General features: G+C 71.5%; 21 protein-coding genes and 1 tRNA gene. 12 read left to right on the top strand and 10 right to left on the bottom strand.

Annotated features, from left to right (window positions below; all coding sequences use genetic code 11):
• The first annotated feature begins 178 nt into the window (after nucleotides 1–178).
• Complete coding sequence (locus QIY60_RS28420) at nucleotides 179–1,432, top strand: MFS transporter (protein WP_283145023.1); 1,254 nt, start codon at nucleotides 179–181, stop codon at nucleotides 1,430–1,432.
• Here the strand turns inward: QIY60_RS28420 and QIY60_RS28415 are convergent.
• Nucleotides 1,420–2,016, bottom strand: a complete 597-nt coding sequence (locus QIY60_RS28415; RefSeq protein WP_283145022.1) for a TetR/AcrR family transcriptional regulator — start codon at nucleotides 2,014–2,016, stop codon at nucleotides 1,420–1,422. The two genes, QIY60_RS28420 and QIY60_RS28415, sit on opposite strands and share 13 nt — an antisense overlap.
• A gap of 162 nt (nucleotides 2,017–2,178) precedes the next feature.
• Here QIY60_RS28415 and QIY60_RS28410 point away from each other — a divergent pair, with 162 nt between their 5' ends.
• On the top strand, nucleotides 2,179–2,355 hold the full coding sequence (locus tag QIY60_RS28410) for a hypothetical protein (protein ID WP_283145021.1): 177 nt from the start codon (nucleotides 2,179–2,181) through the stop codon (nucleotides 2,353–2,355).
• A 17-nt stretch (nucleotides 2,356–2,372) separates the two neighbouring features.
• Nucleotides 2,373–3,137 carry an alpha/beta hydrolase gene (locus QIY60_RS28405; protein ID WP_283145020.1) on the top strand — a complete coding sequence of 255 codons (765 nt, stop codon included), beginning with the start codon at nucleotides 2,373–2,375 and terminating at the stop codon, nucleotides 3,135–3,137.
• A gap of 23 nt (nucleotides 3,138–3,160) precedes the next feature.
• On the opposite strand, the gene QIY60_RS28400 is transcribed toward QIY60_RS28405, so the two are convergent.
• The 3 genes from QIY60_RS28400 to QIY60_RS28390 all read right to left on the bottom strand — a co-directional run bounded on the left by QIY60_RS28400 (nucleotide 3,161) and on the right by QIY60_RS28390 (nucleotide 4,909).
• Nucleotides 3,161–3,700, bottom strand: a complete 540-nt coding sequence (locus tag QIY60_RS28400) for a GNAT family N-acetyltransferase (protein ID WP_283145019.1) — start codon at nucleotides 3,698–3,700, stop codon at nucleotides 3,161–3,163.
• A 62-nt stretch (nucleotides 3,701–3,762) separates the two neighbouring features.
• On the bottom strand, nucleotides 3,763–4,515 hold the full coding sequence (locus QIY60_RS28395; RefSeq protein ID WP_283145018.1) for a helix-turn-helix domain-containing protein: 753 nt from the start codon (nucleotides 4,513–4,515) through the stop codon (nucleotides 3,763–3,765).
• Nucleotides 4,516–4,645: 130 nt separating this feature from the next.
• Nucleotides 4,646–4,909, bottom strand: coding sequence for a UBP-type zinc finger domain-containing protein (locus QIY60_RS28390; protein WP_283145017.1), 264 nt, complete (start codon nucleotides 4,907–4,909; stop codon nucleotides 4,646–4,648).
• 130 nt (nucleotides 4,910–5,039) lie between these two features.
• Between QIY60_RS28390 and QIY60_RS28385 the strand changes: the two genes are divergently transcribed.
• Nucleotides 5,040–5,312 carry a DUF1876 domain-containing protein gene (locus QIY60_RS28385; RefSeq protein WP_283145016.1) on the top strand — a complete coding sequence of 91 codons (273 nt, stop codon included), beginning with the start codon at nucleotides 5,040–5,042 and terminating at the stop codon, nucleotides 5,310–5,312.
• 12 nt (nucleotides 5,313–5,324) lie between these two features.
• On the opposite strand, the gene QIY60_RS28380 is transcribed toward QIY60_RS28385, so the two are convergent.
• Nucleotides 5,325–6,056 (bottom strand): class I SAM-dependent methyltransferase, encoded by a 732-nt coding sequence (locus tag QIY60_RS28380; protein WP_283145015.1) that lies wholly within the window; start codon nucleotides 6,054–6,056, stop codon nucleotides 5,325–5,327.
• Between the two features lie 252 nt (nucleotides 6,057–6,308).
• On the opposite strand from QIY60_RS28380, the gene QIY60_RS28375 reads away from it, so the two are divergent.
• Nucleotides 6,309–7,046, top strand: a complete 738-nt coding sequence (locus QIY60_RS28375; protein WP_283145014.1) for a class I SAM-dependent methyltransferase — start codon at nucleotides 6,309–6,311, stop codon at nucleotides 7,044–7,046.
• A 97-nt stretch (nucleotides 7,047–7,143) separates the two neighbouring features.
• On the opposite strand, the gene QIY60_RS28370 is transcribed toward QIY60_RS28375, so the two are convergent.
• The gene (locus QIY60_RS28370; protein WP_283145013.1) at nucleotides 7,144–7,506 is read right to left on the bottom strand and encodes a cupin domain-containing protein; all 363 of its coding nucleotides are present in this window, start codon (nucleotides 7,504–7,506) and stop codon (nucleotides 7,144–7,146) included.
• A gap of 324 nt (nucleotides 7,507–7,830) precedes the next feature.
• Here QIY60_RS28370 and QIY60_RS28365 point away from each other — a divergent pair, with 324 nt between their 5' ends.
• The 4 genes from QIY60_RS28365 (at nucleotide 7,831) to QIY60_RS28350 (ending at nucleotide 11,389) form a co-directional block, all read left to right on the top strand.
• A complete protein-coding gene (locus QIY60_RS28365) occupies nucleotides 7,831–9,354 on the top strand; it encodes a chitinase (protein WP_283145012.1) in 1,524 nt (507 codons plus the stop codon).
• Between the two features lie 157 nt (nucleotides 9,355–9,511).
• Nucleotides 9,512–10,282, top strand: a complete 771-nt coding sequence (locus tag QIY60_RS28360) for a vWA domain-containing protein (protein ID WP_283145011.1) — start codon at nucleotides 9,512–9,514, stop codon at nucleotides 10,280–10,282.
• A 143-nt stretch (nucleotides 10,283–10,425) separates the two neighbouring features.
• Nucleotides 10,426–10,809, top strand: a complete 384-nt coding sequence (gene gcvH / locus QIY60_RS28355) for a glycine cleavage system protein GcvH (RefSeq protein ID WP_283145010.1) — start codon at nucleotides 10,426–10,428, stop codon at nucleotides 10,807–10,809.
• A gap of 31 nt (nucleotides 10,810–10,840) precedes the next feature.
• Nucleotides 10,841–11,389 (top strand): CchlQ, encoded by a 549-nt coding sequence (locus QIY60_RS28350; protein WP_283145009.1) that lies wholly within the window; start codon nucleotides 10,841–10,843, stop codon nucleotides 11,387–11,389.
• A gap of 56 nt (nucleotides 11,390–11,445) precedes the next feature.
• Here QIY60_RS28350 and QIY60_RS28345 read toward each other — a convergent pair whose 3' ends face one another.
• The gene (locus tag QIY60_RS28345; RefSeq protein ID WP_283145008.1) at nucleotides 11,446–11,646 is read right to left on the bottom strand and encodes an antitoxin; all 201 of its coding nucleotides are present in this window, start codon (nucleotides 11,644–11,646) and stop codon (nucleotides 11,446–11,448) included.
• A 205-nt stretch (nucleotides 11,647–11,851) separates the two neighbouring features.
• Here QIY60_RS28345 and QIY60_RS28340 point away from each other — a divergent pair, with 205 nt between their 5' ends.
• Nucleotides 11,852–12,160 carry a putative quinol monooxygenase gene (locus tag QIY60_RS28340; protein ID WP_283145007.1) on the top strand — a complete coding sequence of 103 codons (309 nt, stop codon included), beginning with the start codon at nucleotides 11,852–11,854 and terminating at the stop codon, nucleotides 12,158–12,160.
• Nucleotides 12,161–12,185: 25 nt separating this feature from the next.
• Here QIY60_RS28340 and QIY60_RS28335 read toward each other — a convergent pair whose 3' ends face one another.
• Nucleotides 12,186–12,788, bottom strand: a complete 603-nt coding sequence (locus tag QIY60_RS28335; RefSeq protein ID WP_283145006.1) for a phosphoribosylanthranilate isomerase — start codon at nucleotides 12,786–12,788, stop codon at nucleotides 12,186–12,188.
• 158 nt (nucleotides 12,789–12,946) lie between these two features.
• Between QIY60_RS28335 and QIY60_RS28330 the strand changes: the two genes are divergently transcribed.
• Both QIY60_RS28330 and QIY60_RS28325 read left to right on the top strand, forming a co-directional pair.
• Nucleotides 12,947–14,803: an alpha-L-fucosidase gene (locus QIY60_RS28330; RefSeq protein ID WP_283145005.1), complete on the top strand. Its 1,857-nt coding sequence runs from the start codon at nucleotides 12,947–12,949 to the stop codon at nucleotides 14,801–14,803.
• 165 nt (nucleotides 14,804–14,968) lie between these two features.
• Nucleotides 14,969–15,042: transfer RNA gene (locus QIY60_RS28325), tRNA-Met, on the top strand.
• 55 nt (nucleotides 15,043–15,097) lie between these two features.
• Here QIY60_RS28325 and QIY60_RS28320 read toward each other — a convergent pair.
• Both QIY60_RS28320 and QIY60_RS28315 read right to left on the bottom strand, forming a co-directional pair.
• Nucleotides 15,098–15,853, bottom strand: coding sequence for a dienelactone hydrolase family protein (locus QIY60_RS28320; protein ID WP_283145004.1), 756 nt, complete (start codon nucleotides 15,851–15,853; stop codon nucleotides 15,098–15,100).
• Between the two features lie 182 nt (nucleotides 15,854–16,035).
• Nucleotides 16,036–16,950 carry a hypothetical protein gene (locus QIY60_RS28315; protein WP_283145003.1) on the bottom strand — a complete coding sequence of 305 codons (915 nt, stop codon included), beginning with the start codon at nucleotides 16,948–16,950 and terminating at the stop codon, nucleotides 16,036–16,038.
• Nucleotides 16,951–17,066 lie beyond the last annotated feature (116 nt).

The following is a 17,066-nucleotide window of genomic DNA, read 5'->3' as shown; positions in this document are numbered from 1 at the left end:
TGATCCCGCCCCTGATGCTGGGCGCGCTGCTCGCCCTCGCGCGCTACGAGGAACGCATGTTCGGCGATCCCGAGGCGGTACGGAAGCGCGGACGCCATCGGCACGCGAAAAATGGCCCACTCACACCCGCCCGGAATGGACCAGAAGGAGGGGCCACCGGGGCCATAGTGTCCCGTACATGACGACCAGATCGGTGTCCCCCGCAGGACCCCGGCGCCTTCTCGCGCTGGCCCAACTGACCAATTCCGTCGGCGACGGCGCCTACCTCGTCACCTCCGCCCTGTACTTCACCCGCGTCGTCGGCCTCGCCCCGGCGCGCATCGGCCTCGGGCTGACGCTCGCCTGGGCGGTCGGCTCGGTGGCGGGCGTACCGCTCGGACGGCTCGCGGACCGGCGCGGGCCCCGGGGGACGGCGGTGCTCCTCGCCCTGGCGACCGGCGCGGCGGTGGCGTCGTTCCTGGTCGTCCGCTCCTTCGTGCCGTTCCTCCTGGCCGCCATCCTTTACGCGACGGCCCAGTCGGGGCTGTCGGCGGCCCGTCAGTCACTCCTCGCCGGGCTTGTGGCCGAAGCGGAACGCACGGCGACACTGGCGCGTCTTCAGGCCACGCTCAACGCGGGGCTCGCCGTGGGCGCGGCGCTCGGGGGCGTGGCCCTGCACTCCGGCACGACCGGCGCGTACCTCACGGTCTTCGCCCTGGACGCGGCGAGCTTCCTGGTGTGCGCACTGCTCCTCGCACGGCTCCCCCGGGTCGCGCCCGCGCCGTCGCCCACGGGCGGGCGCGGTGGGCCGACGGTCCTCAAGGACCGCCCGTACGTCGTCGTCGCGCTCCTCAACACCGTGCTGCTCCTGCGGATGCCGCTGCTCAGCCTGGGGATTCCGCTGTGGATCACTCAGCGCACGGCCGCACCGGCCTGGCTGGTCTCGGCGCTGTTCGTGCTCAACACCGGTGCGGTGATGCTCTTCCAGGTGCGAACGGCCCGGAGCGTCCACGGACTCGCGACCGCCGTGCGGGCGGTGCGCCGTTCCGGCGCGGTGATGCTGTCGGCCTGCGCGGTCTTCGCCCTGTCAGCCGCGGGCGACCGACCGTGGGTGGCCGCCGCGGCGCTCGTCGCGGGATCGGTGCTCCTGGTCGTCGCCGAGATGCTGCACTCGGCGGGCTCCTGGCAGATCGGCTTCGACCTGGCACCGGCCGACCGGATCGGCGAGTACCAGGGCCTGTTCGGCACGGGCGTCACCGTCGCCCGCACGCTGGGCCCGCTGCTGCTGACCGCACTCCTGGTGGACTGGGGCAGCCCGGGATGGCTGCTGCTCGGCGGGATGATCCTGGTGGCCTCGTACGCGATGGGGCCCGCGACGCTCAGGGGCGCGGGCCGAGCGGCGGCCCCCGCCGCCCCGGCCCCCGCCCGGATCCCGTCCGGTCAGTCCGGCTGAAGCGAGCGCCAGACCCGGTCGGGCAGGATCCGGTACGCCTGCGCGAGGTCGATGTCGTACGTGCTGGACAGCCAGCGGCGTGCGGTTTCGGCCGGGGGCCCGAGGATGAGGACGTCGATCAGGGGCGAGGGGAGCGGCGCAATCTCGCCGGCCTCGACGCGGGGGCCCAGCCAGGCGGCGATGGCGGCCAGCTTGATCGCCTTGACCCGGCGGATCTCGTCGGCGTGGGCGGCGAGGTAGCCGGAGTAGGCGGAGGCGTGCAGGAAGAGCGCGACGTCCGGGTGCTCTTCGGTGAAGCGCAGATAGCACTGGACGAGCGCGCGGATGCCGGTGCGGGCGGTGCGGGCCCGGGTGAGCACGGCGGTCATCTCGTCGAAGAGCTGCTCCATGCACCGGGTGTAGAGAGCGGCGGCGAGACCGTCGAAGCTGCCGAAGTGGTGGTAGAGGCTGCCGAGGCTGACCCCGCTGGCGCGGGTGACGGCGCTGACCGTGAATCCCTGCTGGCCCGACTCGGCGAACACCCGCAACGCGGACGTCAGCAGGCGGTCGACGGTCGCCTCACCGCGCTGCTGCCTAGGCGACATGACCCCGCCCCGCTCGGTGCGTGGCGTGCCCGCCCCGTGGGGCTAGGGCCTGTCCGGTGGGGATGCTGTCTGCCATGACGGCAACCCTAGCGCAGCAATCTGTAGAAAACTGTTCTAGAAATCGACTCCTCAACTGGCGTCTCACCGACCACACTTGCCCATATGACTCGACGCCTGACCGGCGAACAGCCGGAGATCGACGCAGCCACCGAGGACGGCACCCGGGACGACTTCTGGTGGCCCGTCGCCACGCTGCCGACGGCAGCCGACGGTTCGGAGGCACAGCACCCGGCCGACTCCCGTGCAGCCGGGAAACTGGGGTGTACGGCGCGAGTGTGATCGTTTACTGTCACGCGGTGACTCTTTCCCATGATGTGGCCGGAACCGGCCCCGCGGTGCTCCTGCTCCACTCCACCGTCTGCGACCGACGGATGTGGGACCCCCAGGTGCCGGCCCTCGTCGGCGCCGGCTACCAGGTGGTGCGCTGCGACTTCCGCGGCTTCGGCGAGACGCCCATGCCCGACCGGCCGTACAACAACGCGGAGGACGTCGTCGCCCTGCTGGACGTGCTCGGCATCGAGCGCACGGCGGTGGTCGCGGCGTCCGGCGGCGGCCGGGTCGCGCTGGAGATCGCGGCCCGCTGGCCGGGGCGGGTCACCGCGCTGGCACTGCTCTGCACCGCGCTCGCCGGGCACGAGCCCACCGCCGAACTGGAGGCGTTCGGCGACCGCGAGGACGCGCTGATCGAGTCCGGTGACATCGCCGGGGCGACCGACCTCAACGTGGACGCCTGGGTGGGCCCCGAGGCCGACGGGGCTGCCCGGGAGCTGGTGCGCCTGATGCAGCGCAACGCCTTCGACGTCCAGCTGGCCGCCGAGGAGGAGTTCGGCCAGATCAAGGTCGAGCCCGACCTCTCCGCGATCAAGGCCCCCGCCCTGCTCGTCTCCGGCGACCACGACTTCGCGGACTTCCGGCAGATCGCCGTCCACCTCACCGGTCTGCTCGCCGACGCCCGCCACCTCGAACTCCCGTGGGCGGGCCATCTCCCCAACCTGGAGCGCCCGGACGAGGTGAACCGCGTACTCGTCGACTTCCTGCGCGAGACGCACGCGGCGGGCTGAGCTCGGGCGGGTCCCCGGCACCGTCAGCCGCCCGCCGCGTAGCAGCGGACGGCCACGGTCTGCCGGGGTCCCCACTCCTGCTCGACCTCGGCCAGCAGCTCCCAGCCGAGCCGTTCGTACAGCGCCGTCGCCGCGGTGTCGGAGGCCACCACGTCGAGCACCGGATGCAGACCGCGGGCCCGGGCCTCACTCACCGCCCGGGCCAGCAGCAGCCGGCCGATCCCGTGCCCGCGCGCCTCGGGGGCGACGAACAGACGGCTGACCACGGCGGTCGCATCGGGGCCCACCCCCGCGCGGGCGCTCCACAGACCGGGTGCCACGTCCCCCGTACCGCTGAGCGACAGACCGATGTGCCCGGCGACTCGGCCGTCCAGCTCCGCCACCCAGGCCGACAGGAGCGACGGCTGTGCGAGCCAGTCGGCGGGGCGGTCGGGCCAGTTCACCGGGTAGCCGTCGCGCTCGTGGACGGCGGCGAGCGCGCGGACGCAGGCGTCCAGGTCGCGATCCGTTCGGGCGCGGACGTACGGGACCGGGCGTGGCGGTTCGGTTTTCTCGCTCTTCACCGCGTCATGGAAACACGGCCCGGGGCCGGGCCCGGACGGTTTTCCGCGGCGGAGCCCGTTCCTCAGAGCTGCCACGCCTGCGGCATGCGCGCCAGATTCGCGCCGATCATACGGGCCGCGCGGCGCAGGGGTTCGCCCGCGTCGGCGAGCCGGCGGCGGTCGAGGACGGACACCGCGAGCGCGGCGACGACCTTTCCCGACGGGGCGCGGACGGGCGCCGCCAGACAGGCCACCAGCACGTCGGCCTCGTAGTGGTCGAGGGCCGTGCCCTGCTCGCGCGCCACCTCGATCCGGCGCTGCCACTGCGGGGCGCACTGGCCCTCGGGCGGGGCCGTGGCCGGTCCGGCCGCCGCCAATACCACTTCGGCGGCGCTTCCGGGCGGCAGGACCGCACCGGCCCGCAGCGGGAAGACGTCGTCCACTTCGCCGGGCAGCGCGGCCACCACCAGTGGGCTGCCGGTGCCGGGCACCGACACGCTGACGCTGGCGCGAGTGGCCGCGGCAAGATGCCGCAGCGGCCCGGTGGCGGCCGTGTGCAGCGGCCGCTCGGGGCTCCAGGCCCGTCCGAGGCGGACGATCGCCGGTCCCATGCGGTACCGGCCCGACCGGCGCTCCACCGCGTCCAGCGCCACGAGCTGGTCCAGCATGCGGTGCACGGTGGTCTTGGGCAGCCCCGCGGTGGCGGCCAGCTCGCTCAGTCCCCCTTCTTCCACCCGCGCCAGCGCCTCCAGCAGCGAGAACGCGCCCTCCAGCACCCCGCGCCCCGCCGCGCCACCGTCTCCCCCGTGCCGAGCCGGTCTTCGTCCGTGGTCCACTGCCGCCCCCCGTCGCCGTGATGCCCGACCATGGTCGAACGAGGTGCCCGGGGCCCGGTATCCCCAACGTTGGGTATGGCGCAGCGCGTTGTCCAGGTGGTGGGATGGTCGGCGACCCACGTCTGCGGGCTCAGACCAGGGCGTCGTGGACGAAGCACCAGCGCCAGTCCTCGCCGGGTTCGAAGGAGCGCACGATGGGGTGCTCCTCGCTCGCGGCGTGCGCGCGGGCGTGCCGCAGCGGGGAGGAGTCGCAGCAGCCGACGTGGCCGCAGCTGAGGCAGAGCCGCAGATGGACCCAGGGGGAGCCCAGGCGCATGCACTCCTCGCAGCCCTGCGGGGTCCGGGGCGCCACGTCGCGGATCATGGCCAGATGCGGGTCGGGCTGAGCGGTCATCGCGTCCTCCGGGGTCTGGCATCCAGGGTAGGAACACCCGGCGGTCGCCGCACTCCGCCTCCGCCTCGCGGCCGGGGCGCCGCGGAGGGACCCTGGGAGTACGAAGGGCTAGCCCTGGAGGTGATCCGTCATGACCACACTCGTCGGGTGGCATGTGGAGCTGGAGTTCTCCGAGGTCGGGGACCGCACCAGCGCGGTGGGCCTGGTCAGACTCGGTGACGGCACCGAGGTGAAGGGGCACGGCTACGCCATGCGCCATCCCTCGGACCCCGAGCAGCTGCGGGTCGGCGAGGAGATCGCGGGCTCGCGGGTCCTGATGGACATCGCGTCCCAGCTGTTGCAGAAGGCACACATCGAGATAGACGAGGTATCGGGACGCCAGTCCCGGCCGCTGAACCGCTGACGGTGCCCCCGTCTATCCGCGACGGGCCACGGTGACGATCTCGCGGCTGGAGTCGGTCACAGGGCCGCCGTGCCAGTCCCCGTAGCGGGCCTCGATCGCGAACCCCGCGTCGCCGAGGAAGGCGTCGAGCGTCACGGCGTCCAGGAAGCGCAGGCCCGTACGGTCGACGCGCAGCACCGTGCCGTCGTCGTCGGCCGTCGTCCCGGTGAAGGTGACGACGTCCCCGACGACGGCTTCGACCTCGTACCAGACGCGCAGCACCCGCCCGGTCGCGTCGACGACCTCGGACGCGTTCGCCGGGTTCCACTCCTCCCACGCGCGCGCCCGGGGGTGGCGGGTCTCGAAGGCGAAGCGTCCGCCGGGGCGCAGCGCCGTGTGGATCGCGGCGAGCGAGGCCCGCAGGTCGTCGTCGGTGACGAGGCACTGGAAGGCGTGGCTGACCATGGTCACGAGGTCGAACTCGCCCTGCCACCGGGCGTCCGCCGCCGTGCCCTCGACCCACTCGACGTCGGTACGGAGCCGGGCCCGCCCGAGTGCGGCGCGGTCCGGGTCGAGTCCTACCAGGCGCCCGGTGTGGCCGTGTTCGCGTGCCCGGTGCAGCATGGCGCCCGTTCCGCAGCCGACGTCCAGGACCGTGTCCGCGGCCATGACGAGCCCGTCGTAGTACGCGTCGGCGGGCCATCGTCCGGGGTCCCAGGGGTTGAGCAGGTCGTAGAGCGCGGCTGCGTCGTCGTCCGAGAACATCGCGCCAGTATCGGCTCATCACAAACACTGGCCAACCGGTTTCGAGAAACCCCGGCCGACCCCCTCGACACTCCCCTCGGGACGGCCCAGGAGGGGGTCTTGGGCGGCGTCACACCCCCGCTCGCGAGTGGGACCCTTTCCATGATCACCCCAGGCCCTCACGCAACCGCCCACGACCTCTCCGCACCCCGCCTGATCTGGTCTTTCGTGCTCGCCATACCTACGATCACGGGACAGGGAAAGGGGGACCGGATGGACCGGAACATCCGCACCATCGACGACGTACTCAAGCTCATGGACGGCCTGTTCGCGCCCGAGGCCGACCGGTGGACGGCCGGTGCGGCGACCTGGTGGGACGAGTTCTACGCGGACCACACCAAGCCGGTGCCGTTCTTCGTGGCGAAGCCGGACGAGAACCTCGTCGCGTACCTCGACCGCGGGCTGATCGCGCCGGGCCGGGCGCTCGATCTGGGCTGCGGGCCGGGCCGCAACGCGCTCCACCTCGCCTCGCTGGGCTTCGAGGTGGACGCCGTCGACCTCTCCCCCGGGGCCATCGACTGGGCCGAGGAGCGCGCCAGGGAGGCGGGGGCCGACATCCGGTTCCACCGCGGTGACGCGTTCACGCTCGCCGATACGGTACTGGCCGGTCCGTACGACCTGGTCTACGACTCCGGCTGCTTCCACCATCTGCCGCCGCACCGCCGCATCAGCTACCTCGACCTGCTCGACCGGGCGCTGGCGCCCGGTGGACATCTCGCCCTCACCTGTTTCGCGTCCGGCGAGATGGGCTCCGAACTCCCCGACGGCGACTTCTACCGCCACAACGGCCTGCACGGCGGCCTCGCCTACACCCCGGAGTCCCTGCGCTGGATCTTCTCCGACCTCGCGGAGGTCGAGCTGCGCCGCATGCGCAACGAGCCGCCGGACTCGCCGCGCTTCGGCGAGCCGTTCCTGTGGACCGCCCTGTTCCGCCGCGAGGCCAAGGCGTAACGGACCGACGGAAACCGGCCGTTCGCCCGACGGCCGCGACGCACCGCGCCCCCTCCCGGTGGAGGGGGCGCGGTGTGCATGTGCGTGACGGGCGCGGTCACCTCTTCGCGTAGTCCGCGAATCCCATCCAGTCGACGACGACGCACGGGTCGTCGCCGAGGACCCAGGCGTCGTGGCCGGGCGCGACGTTCATGTAGTCGCCGGGGCCGAAGTCCTCTTCCTGGCCGTCGTTCATGACGACTTTGATGCGGCCGGAGACGACATAGCCCGCGTGGGCGACCAGACAGCTGTCGGTCTGGGCGATCGGCTTGACGTGCTCGGACCACTTCCAGCCCGGCTCGAACGTCGCCCGGCCCACCTGGCCCCCGCCCACGTTGACCAGCTCAAGGCGCCCCTTGCCGTCCTCGAACGGACGGACCTCCTCCGGCGCTTCGAAACTCTTCCGTACGAGACCGGCCATGTGCGCTTCTCCTTGGGCGGCGGGTGGCGGTGAACGATCGACGGTCCGAACGTACCCACGGCGGCGGGGGGCTGCGATCGGCGTGGGCCGTACGAGTGACGGCGCCCCGGGCGTCCGCCTCCTCACCCCGCGAAATTCCCACGGCAAGTGGTCCAGTGCGCCGCAGCCCCGGTGACCAACGCCGCAGCCGCCCGTCGCCCGAAATTGGTCTAGTCCTATTTTGGTCCAGTCCATTGACATGTCTCTGATCACGGAGATATCCCATATCCAACACCGCTGTGCCCCACGGGAATTGGCGGACGCCCCCTCACACCTTGGACGGACATGAGACGCATGCGTACCCTCCGCGCGGTCCTGACCGCGACCGTCACCGCCGTGGCCACGGCGGGCCTCGCCGTGCTCGGCGGCGGCTCCGCCCAGGCCGCGACCCCTCTGCCGGCCCATGTCTTCGCCCCCTACTTCGAGGCCTGGACCGGCGAGAGCCCCGCCGCGCTGGCCGCCCGGTCCGGCGCGAAGCACCTGACGATGGCGTTCATCCAGACCGCGTCCAAGGGCTCCTGTACGCCGTACTGGAACGGCGACAGCGGTATGCCGATCGCCTCGTCCACCTTCGGCAGCGACATCAGAACCATCCAGGCCAACGGCGGGGACGTGATCCCCTCCTTCGGCGGCTACACCGCGGACACCACCGGCACCGAGATCGCCGACAGCTGCACCGACGTCGGGCAGATCGCCGCCGCGTACGAGAAGGTCATCACGACCTACGACATCTCCCGGCTCGACATGGACATCGAGGTCGACTCGCTGGACAACAGCGCCGGAATCGACCGGCGCAACAAGGCGATCAAGCAGGTCCAGGACTGGGCGGCGGCCAACGGCCGCAAGGTCGAGATCTCGTACACCCTCCCCACCACCACCTCGGGTCTCGCCGCCAGCGGCCTCGCCGTGCTCCGCAACGCGGTGAGCAACGGGGCGCGCGTCGACGTCGCCAACATCATGACGTTCGACTACTACGACAACGCCAGTCACAACATGGCCAACGACACCCAGACGGCGGCCCAGGGGCTGTACAACCAGCTCGCCCAGCTGTATCCGGGCAAGACGTCGGCCCAGCTGTGGGGCATGATCGGGGTCACCGAGATGGTCGGCGTCGACGACTTCGGGCCCGCCGAGACGTTCACCCTGGCCAACGCCACCCAGGTGTACAACTGGGCGGTCTCCAAGGGCATCAACACCCTCTCGTTCTGGGCGCTCCAGCGCGACAACGGCAGCTGCCCCGGCGGTGCGGCCGCGGACAACTGCTCCGGCATCCAGCAGAACACCTGGGACTTCAGCCACATCTTCGAGCCCTTCACCTCGGGTACCACCGCTCCCGCCAATGACTTCTCCGTGACGGCCTCGCCCGCCAGCGGCTCGGTGGCGGCGGGGAGTTCGGCCACCACCACGGTCAAGACGGCGGTCACGGCGGGCCAGGCGCAGTCCGTGAACCTCGCCGTCAGCGGCGCCCCGGCCGGTGTCACCGCCTCGCTCAGCCCCACCTCGGTGACGGCGGGCGGCTCGTCCACCCTGACGGTGTCGACGACCTCGGCGGCCGTCTCGGGCACGTACACCCTCACCGTGACCGGCTCCAACGCCTCCGCGAACCACTCGGCCACGTACACCCTGACCATCACCGGCGGCAGCGGCCACCAGTGCACGGCCACCCCGTGGAACGCCACGTCCGTCTACACCGGCGGGATGCAGGTGTCGCACAAGGGCCACAACTGGAAGGCCAAGTGGTGGACGCAGGGCGAGGAGCCCGGCACCACCGGTGAGTGGGGTGTCTGGCAGGACCTGGGGGCCTGCTGAGCCCAGCGCGCACGACGGGGTGGTGTCCGGTACGGAGTCGCGTGCCGGACACCACCCTGTTCCGGCACACACCCTTCCCAAACCGCAGTGTCCTCCCACACCCTTTGAGCCTGATGTCCGCGCGACGGCGCGGGCGACTCGGCGGCGGGGGTGGGCGATGCCGGACGCTCCGGCGACAGACGGCTGGGCCGTGGACGTCGTGCTCTGCATCGATGTGACGGGCAGCATGGCCCCGGTCCTCAACCAGGTGAAGGAAGGGGCGCTGTCCTTCCACGGGCGGCTGAAGGCCGTGATGGCCCGGCGCGGGATGGACATCGGCCGCCTGCGGTTACGGGTGATCGCCTTCCGCGACTTCGGGGCGGACCGCGACCGCGCCATCGAGCGCACGTCGTTCCTGGACCTGCCCGAACAGGACGCGGAGTTCGCGGAGTTCATCGCGGGGCTGAGGGCGACCGGCGGGGGCGACGTCCCCGAGTCGGGCCTGGAGGCACTCGCCCTGGCGGTCCGCTCACCGTGGTCGGCGGAGGCCGACGAGCGGCGGCACATCGTCGTCCTGTTCACCGACGCGCCGGCCCACCCCCTGGGCAAACACACCCCTCGCCGGCGCGCCGCCAAGTCCCCCTCGGACCGGCCGCCGTGGTGGTCGTCCCGCCGCAGGGCCGCGGCGTCCACCTCCTCCCCCTCGGACGACGACGTCTACCCGCGCAGCCTCGACGAACTCCACGACCAGTGGGGCCGCGAGGGCCAGGACGGCGCGGTGATGGACCAGTCCGCCAAACGACTGCTGATCTTCGCGCCGGAGCAGAACCCGTGGCGGGACATCGCGGAGACCTGGGACAAAACCCTGTTCGTCCCCTCGGTCGCGGGCACGGGGCTCAAGGAGATCGCCCTGGACGAGGTCATCAGCACGATCGCCCGCAACCTGTGACGGTGCGCTCCTTCACATCTCCCCGGCTCTCCTCGCTGGCCAAAAACCGTCTCCCTTCGGCCGCCGCACAGGCAAGCTTCTCCAGTGATCGTCCGCCGTGGACGGTACGTACGTGTGCCGCGTGTGCCGAATGGAGCCCGAGCATGTCGAACATTCCCACCGACCTGCGCTACACCCTGTTCCACCAGTGGGTCCGAGACGAGGGGGACGGCGTGCTCGCGGTGGGCATCACCGACTACGCGCGACAGGCCCTGGGCGACATCGAGTTCCTGGAACTCCCCGACGCCGGAAAGACGGTGTCCCGCAAGGAGGCCGTCGGCACGGTGGAATCGGTGAAGGCGGCGAACGACATCTACGCCCCGCTCGCCGGCGAGATCGTCGCCACCAACGCGGACGCCGTCGCCACCCCGCAATCGGTCAACACCGACCCGTACGGCATCTGGCTCTTCAAGCTGGCTCCGGCGCAGGGTGAGCCGACGGACGACCTGCTCACGGCGGAGCAGTATCAGGCGGCTATCGGGGTCTGAGCGGGGTCGCGGGACTACGGGGGAGGCAAAGGTGGACTGGGGCACGCTCGTCGCGACCTTCAGCGGTGGGTCCATCGCCATTTCCGGGACCGTGCTGGCCGACTACCTGCGTCATCGCCGTGAGGGCGAGCGCGGGGTCGGGGCGCGGCGGCGGGCGGTGTATCTGGAGTTCATCACCGCCGCCGAGGTGTGCTTCACGCGGTTGCGTCACCTCGCGCAAACGCCCGGCGAGGAGCCCGACTTGGAGGCGGCCACCCGGTTGGCGCTCCGTGAAGGCGGCATCCAGGAGGTGCGCGAGCGGCTGTTCATCGAGGCCAGCACGGGCGTCGCCGGCGCCGGGCAGGGGATGTTCGAGCAACTGCGCGCACTGCGCAGGGCGGTGGCCACCGGCGCCGGGGCGGAGTCGCCCGCCTTCCACGAGGCGTACCACCCCTACATCGCGGCCGTGTGGGCCTACCGGGTCGCCGTGCGCGAGGAGTTGGAAGGCCAGTCCCTCACGCCCGCGGCCTTCGGGTGGGCCGGCTGGGACGGGAAGGACCGCTGCCCCGTGTGCCGGGAGGCGCGGGCGGCGGTCGCGTGAGCGGCGGATCGTCGGCCCCGGCGCGTGCCGGGGCCGGCGCCCTACGCCCGGGTTGTTCACATGGGCGGGCCTTCCCCGCGCTCCTCGCGGCGGTCCGCTCCCAGCTGCTCCTTGAGCTTGTCCTGGGCGGTGTCCACCTGGCTGCTGTACTTGCCCTGGGTCTTCTCGTCGACGAAGTCACCGGCGCGGTCGACACCCTTGCCCGCCGTATCCTCGTGCCCCTTGAGCATTTGCTTGAGCTTGTCCATCACGGACATGTCTTGTCCTCCTAGAACAGCCCCCGCACCCCAGCATCACCCCTTCCCCCGCCACTCCGCATCCTGGACGGGGTGGCCCGTTACGCGCTCGACCCGGACAACGCGCCGCGCCTGTGGGACGTGTGGGAGCTGTTGCTCGCCGAGGCCGCCTGACCGGGCATCCCGCTCCAGTACGCCGTGGGGCACCCGCGATAGGGTCGGCCCCATGCCCGTCGTCATCGCACGTGTCCACCCCGCGCCCGGCCGTCTGCAAGAGGTGCTTGAGGTCTACGCGGAGGCCGTCCCGCTCGTCCACCAGGAGCCGGGGTGCGAGCTGTTCGCCCTGCACACCGACCAGACGTCGATCTTCGTCGTCGAGCGCTGGACCACCGACGAGGACCTCGCGGTCCACTCCGCCGGACCCACCTTCGCGCGGACCCGCGCAAGGGTGGAGGGGCTCCTGGGCGCTCCCGCCGACGTCTGGGTCCTCGACGCCCTTCCCTTCGGTGACCCCCTCAAGGGGATCATTCAATAAGGCCGCCCACCCCCGATAAGGCCGCCTACTTCCGCGCCGCCGCCACGAACGCCCGGATCAGGCCCTCCGACTTCACCCCGCGTTCGCTCTCCACACCGCTGGAGACGTCCACGCCCCACGCGCCGGTGGCCTCGACGGCCCGGTGGACGTTGTCCGGGTGCAGGCCTCCCGCGAGCAGCCAGCGGCCCTCGGGGGCGGTGAAGCCGGGCGAGGCCCAGTTCCACGGCTTGCCCGAGCCCGGGTCGGGGGCGTCGAGCAGCAGCATGTCCTCGTCCAGCTCTCCGCGGCGGACCGGGACCTCGGTCGCGGCGGTGGCCCGGATCAGGGTGCGGCCCGGTGCGCGCAGGGCCGCGTAGTACTCCGGACCCTCGTCGCCGTGGAACTGGACGGCACGGATGCCGCTCTCCTCCGTCAGCCGCCGGACCTCGTCCATCGGCTGGCCCCGGAAGACACCGACCGTGAGGACGCGTTCCGGCACCCGCAGGGCCAGCCGACGGGCGGTTTCGGTGTCCACCGTGCGCGGGCTGGCCGCGAAGACGAAGCCCACCGCGTCGGCCCCGGCCTCCACGGCCGCGTCCACATCGCGCTCGGTCCGCAGACCGCAGATCTTGACGAAGAGATCGCTCATGCCCCCAGTCAACCAAACCCGTAGTCATCGGACCACTTATCCTCCATTACACAAGGTGTGAACCAAGTTGCGGCCCAGGCGAGAGCGTTGGACGCATTGACATCCGATGTATTCGTCTCTACGTTCCCGGGCGAACCCTCACACCAGGGAGTCGCCCCATGCACACCTCGCTCAGTCGCACCGGGCGCACAGTCGCCGGGCTCGCCGTGTTCCTCGCCTCCGCCCTGGGAGCCTCGGTGGCTCCCGCCGCCGCCACGAGCGCGGCGGACCCACCGACCGTCGCCCCGGCCACCCCGGCCGCGGGCCCCGGCACGGACTACGCCACCGACGACCCGTTCACCTCCACCCGCACCAACTGGTTCCGCCAGGACCGCTTCGGGATGTTCATCCACTTCGGGTCCTATTCAAACTGGGAAGGCGAGTACCGTCGCCCCGACGGCACCGTCTGCCGCAACGCCGAGTGGATCAAGCGGGAGTGCGGCATCCCCATGGACGCGTACGAGAAGCAGGCCGCGACCTTCGACCCCGCCGACTTCGACGCCAAGGCCGTCGTCAAGGCGGCCAAGGACGCCGGGATGCGCTACATCGTCATCACCTCCAAGCACCACGAGGGCTATGCGATGTGGCCCACCAAGGTCAACTCGTGGAACCTGCGCGACCATTCGGCCTTCGACAAGAACCGCGACATCCTCGCGGAGCTGAAGCAGGCCACCACCGAGGCGGGCATCAAGCTCGGCTTCTACTACTCGATCTGGGACTGGCACGACCCGGACTTCGCGAACCCGGCGACCTTCCCCAAGTACGAGCAGCGCATGTACGCGCAGCTCAAGGAGCTCGTCGACGGCTACCACCCCGACCTGCTGTGGTTCGACGGCGAGTGGTCGACCGAGAACCCCCACAACCCGTGGACCGAGCGGGACGGCGAACGTCTGCAGTCCTATCTGCACGGCCTCGGCCCGGACCTCGTCGTCAACAACCGGGTCGGCAAGCGCCGCGTCGTCGACGGCGACTACGGCACCCCCGAGCAGGAGATCCCCGCCGCACCGGTCGACGGCCAGCTGTGGGAGTCGTGCATGACGCTCAACGACCACTGGGGGTACGCCCGTTACGACCAGAACTGGAAGCCCGGTACGACACTGGTGCGCAACCTCCTCGCCACCACCTCGCGCAGCGGCAACTACCTCCTGAACGTCGGCCCCGACGCACACGGCCGCATCCCGCGGCCCTCCGTCGACCGCCTGCGGCAGATGGGCGACTGGCTGCGCACCTCGGGCCAGGGCGAGGCCGTGTACGGCGCCCGCTACGGCGGCCTGGTCGAAGAGCCCGCCTGGGGGTCGGTCAGCCGCAAGGGCGACAAGCTGTACGCGGCGGTCACCCAGTGGCCGTCCAGCGGCGCGGCCCTGCATCTGAAGGCGCGTACGGCCTTCGACGTGAAGGCGGCGCGGGTGCTGGGCAGCGGGCAGCAGGTGCGGGTCACCAAGGCCGGCGACGGGTTCGACATCAGGCCGTCGGGCGCCGCGACCAACGCCGTCGCCACGGTCGTCGAGCTGACCGTGAACCCCGGACCCACCTCCCCCGCCGGAACCGGCCACGGGCTCAAGGAGGAGGTCTTCGACAACGGTTACCTCGGCGGCGCCCCGAAGGCCACCCGCACCGATCCCACCGTGAACCACGCCTGGAGGTTCGGCGGTTCGCCCGACCAGGCGGTCCCGGCGGACTGGTTCAGCATCCGGTGGACCGGCACGATCGAGCCGCGCCGCTCCGAGACGTACACGTTCACGACCGTCTCGGACGACATGGCGCGCGTCTGGATCGACGGCAGGCTGGTGATCGACTCCTGGTCGCCGCACGGGCCGCGCGTCGACAAGGGCGAGGCCGTGCTCACCGCTGGCAGGCGTCACACGATCAGGATCGAGTACGCGGAGCAGACCGGGGAGGCGCACATGAAGCTGCTGTGGTCCAGCCCGGGCCAGGACCAGCAGGTGGTCCCGGCGCCCCAGCTGTACGCGAGCTGAGCCGACCGCCACGCGGAGGGCGTGGGGATTCGTCTGCGGGCCGTAGCGGTCTGGTCGCGCACGGCCCGCAGACGAAGGCCGGGCCATTCCCGCGGGCTCGCGGGGTGGGGGCAGGGACGACTGGTCAAAGGCGTGCGCGAAGTGCCGTACAGTTGGGTTCACCGACGCGGGGTGGAGCAGCTCGGTAGCTCGCTGGGCTCATAACCCAGAGGTCGCAGGTTCAAATCCTGTCCCCGCTACTGTGCGAAGAGGCCCGCATCCTTTGGATGCGGGCCTCTTCCTTTGTGCACGCGGTCAGAGCGTACGGTTCAGCAGGGCGAGCAGAGCCTCCCAGTGGCGGGCGTCGCCGGCGGCGTCGTACGCGGCGGTGTCGGCCTGGGTGAAGCCGTGCTGGGCGCCCTGGTAGACCTCGGCCTCGTGGCGCACCCCGGCCGCCGAGAGCGCCTTGTTCAGGCGGTCGATCTGCTCGGCGGGCATGCCCGGGTCCTGGTCGGCGTGGCCGAAGTACAGCTCCGCGGTGATGTGTTCGGCGAGCAGGTGGGGGCTGTCCGGGGCGTCGGTCGCCATCCGGCCGCCGTGGAAGCCGGCCGCCGCCGCGACCCGCTCGGGGAACGATCCGGCGGTGCGCAGGGCGAGACCCGCGCCCATGCAGTAGCCCGTGACGCCCACCGGCCCGTCCGTGACCAGCGGGGATTCGGCCAGCCAGCGCAGATACGCGTCGGCGTCCCGCACGACCAGCTCGGAGGTGAGGGCGAATATGTGCGGGCCGAGGATCTCGAAGAGGTCCGGCCGCTGCTGCGGGTCGATGAAGTCGGGCAGTTCGACGATCGGCGCCCGCCCCACGCGGTAGAGCACGTTGGGGACCAGGACGGTGTAACCGGCCGCGGCGATCCGGTCGGCCATCCCCTTGAGGTGGGGGCGGAGCCCGAAGGCGTCCATGTAGAACAGGACCGCGGGGTGCGGGGCGTTGTCGTCGGGGTGGACGAGATAGGCGTCGGCGGTGCCGTCCTGCGTGGGGATGTCCACGGAGGTTGCGAGCACTGTGGTCATGAACGTCTCTCTTCTCGTTCGTTCTTACACCTGTGGCAGACCAACAGCCTGTCACAATCACCCGAACGCGAAGATCCTTTTGCTGCCGTTCCGCACCGGTTGGACCGGTCCGAGGCGCGGCGCGTTCCGGCCAAATCCGGCCTGGCAGGCCGGATTTGGCCGACGGCCCGCCCTCAACGCCGTCAGGTCAGCACGACGACCTTGTGCATGCCCTCGGCGACGTGCGGACGCCCGGTCTTGTCGTCCGGTACGAAGCAGAGCAGCGCGTAAGTACCCCGGGGCAGGTGGTGGGTCTCCAGCAGCGCGGTGCGGCCCGGGGAGATGGCGCCGAGGCCGAGGGAGGGGCCGGTGAACGGCGGCGGCCCGGAGGCCGTGCCGCCGAAGAACGCCTGGATCTGGGCGTCGGTGGTGCCGCGCTTGACGGGCTGGAGCCCCATTTCGTGGAGCTCGTCCGAGGCGTTGCGGACCAGGACGTTGTCCGTGGCCCTGCGCAGGCCGTCGACGTCGAAGCGGGGACCGGCCGCCGTGTCGCGGGTGATCACGATGCTGTCGGGGAAAGCCGCGAGGTTTTTGGACGAGCCGCCGCGCCGGCTCCGGCGCAGGTCCAGCGTGCGGGTGACCGGGTGGGCCGGGTCGGCCAGGAAGGCGGTGAAATCAAGGAGGACGACGCGGCCCGGGCCGATCGGGGTGGTGAAGGTCTCCGACACGGACGGGGTGACCTGGGCGCCGCCGAGCGCGTCCGCCTCGTCACGTACCGCGGAGATGCCCCGGGCGGCAGTGGCGGGGGAGTTCCTGTCGACGGCCTTGCGCAGATCGGCGAGCACCTTGCGCACGGTGACACCGCGGTGGGGGCGGAAGGCCTGGAGGAAATGGCCGTTCTTGTCGTCGGTCCGCACGTGGAAGGCGACGAGACCGGCCTGTGCGGTGTGCGGCGCGTGAATGCCCGAGGCTCCGATCGACACCTCGACGGGGCGGCGGCCGCGGTCGCCGTACTCCCCTCGGGCGGTGGCGTCGGCGGTGGCGCCACCGAGGGCGGCGGCGAAGGCCAGGGCGGCGGCCGCCGCCCTGGCCCCGTTGCGCAGCAGTGCGGTACGCATGGATCTCCTGTCGTCGCGTGACCCCCTGTCACAGGGCAGCACCTTCGGCGCTGAGTGATCGTCAGCCACGCAGACGGCAGGTCCGATCGGGGTATCCCCGAGCCGGGCGGGCCGCG

This window comes from Streptomyces sp. BPTC-684 (assembly GCF_030028635.1).
Classification (GTDB): domain Bacteria; phylum Actinomycetota; class Actinomycetes; order Streptomycetales; family Streptomycetaceae; genus Streptomyces; species Streptomyces noboritoensis.
The sequence above is the reverse complement of the archived record's forward strand: the minus strand, read 5'-3'. Positions and strand labels throughout refer to the sequence as shown.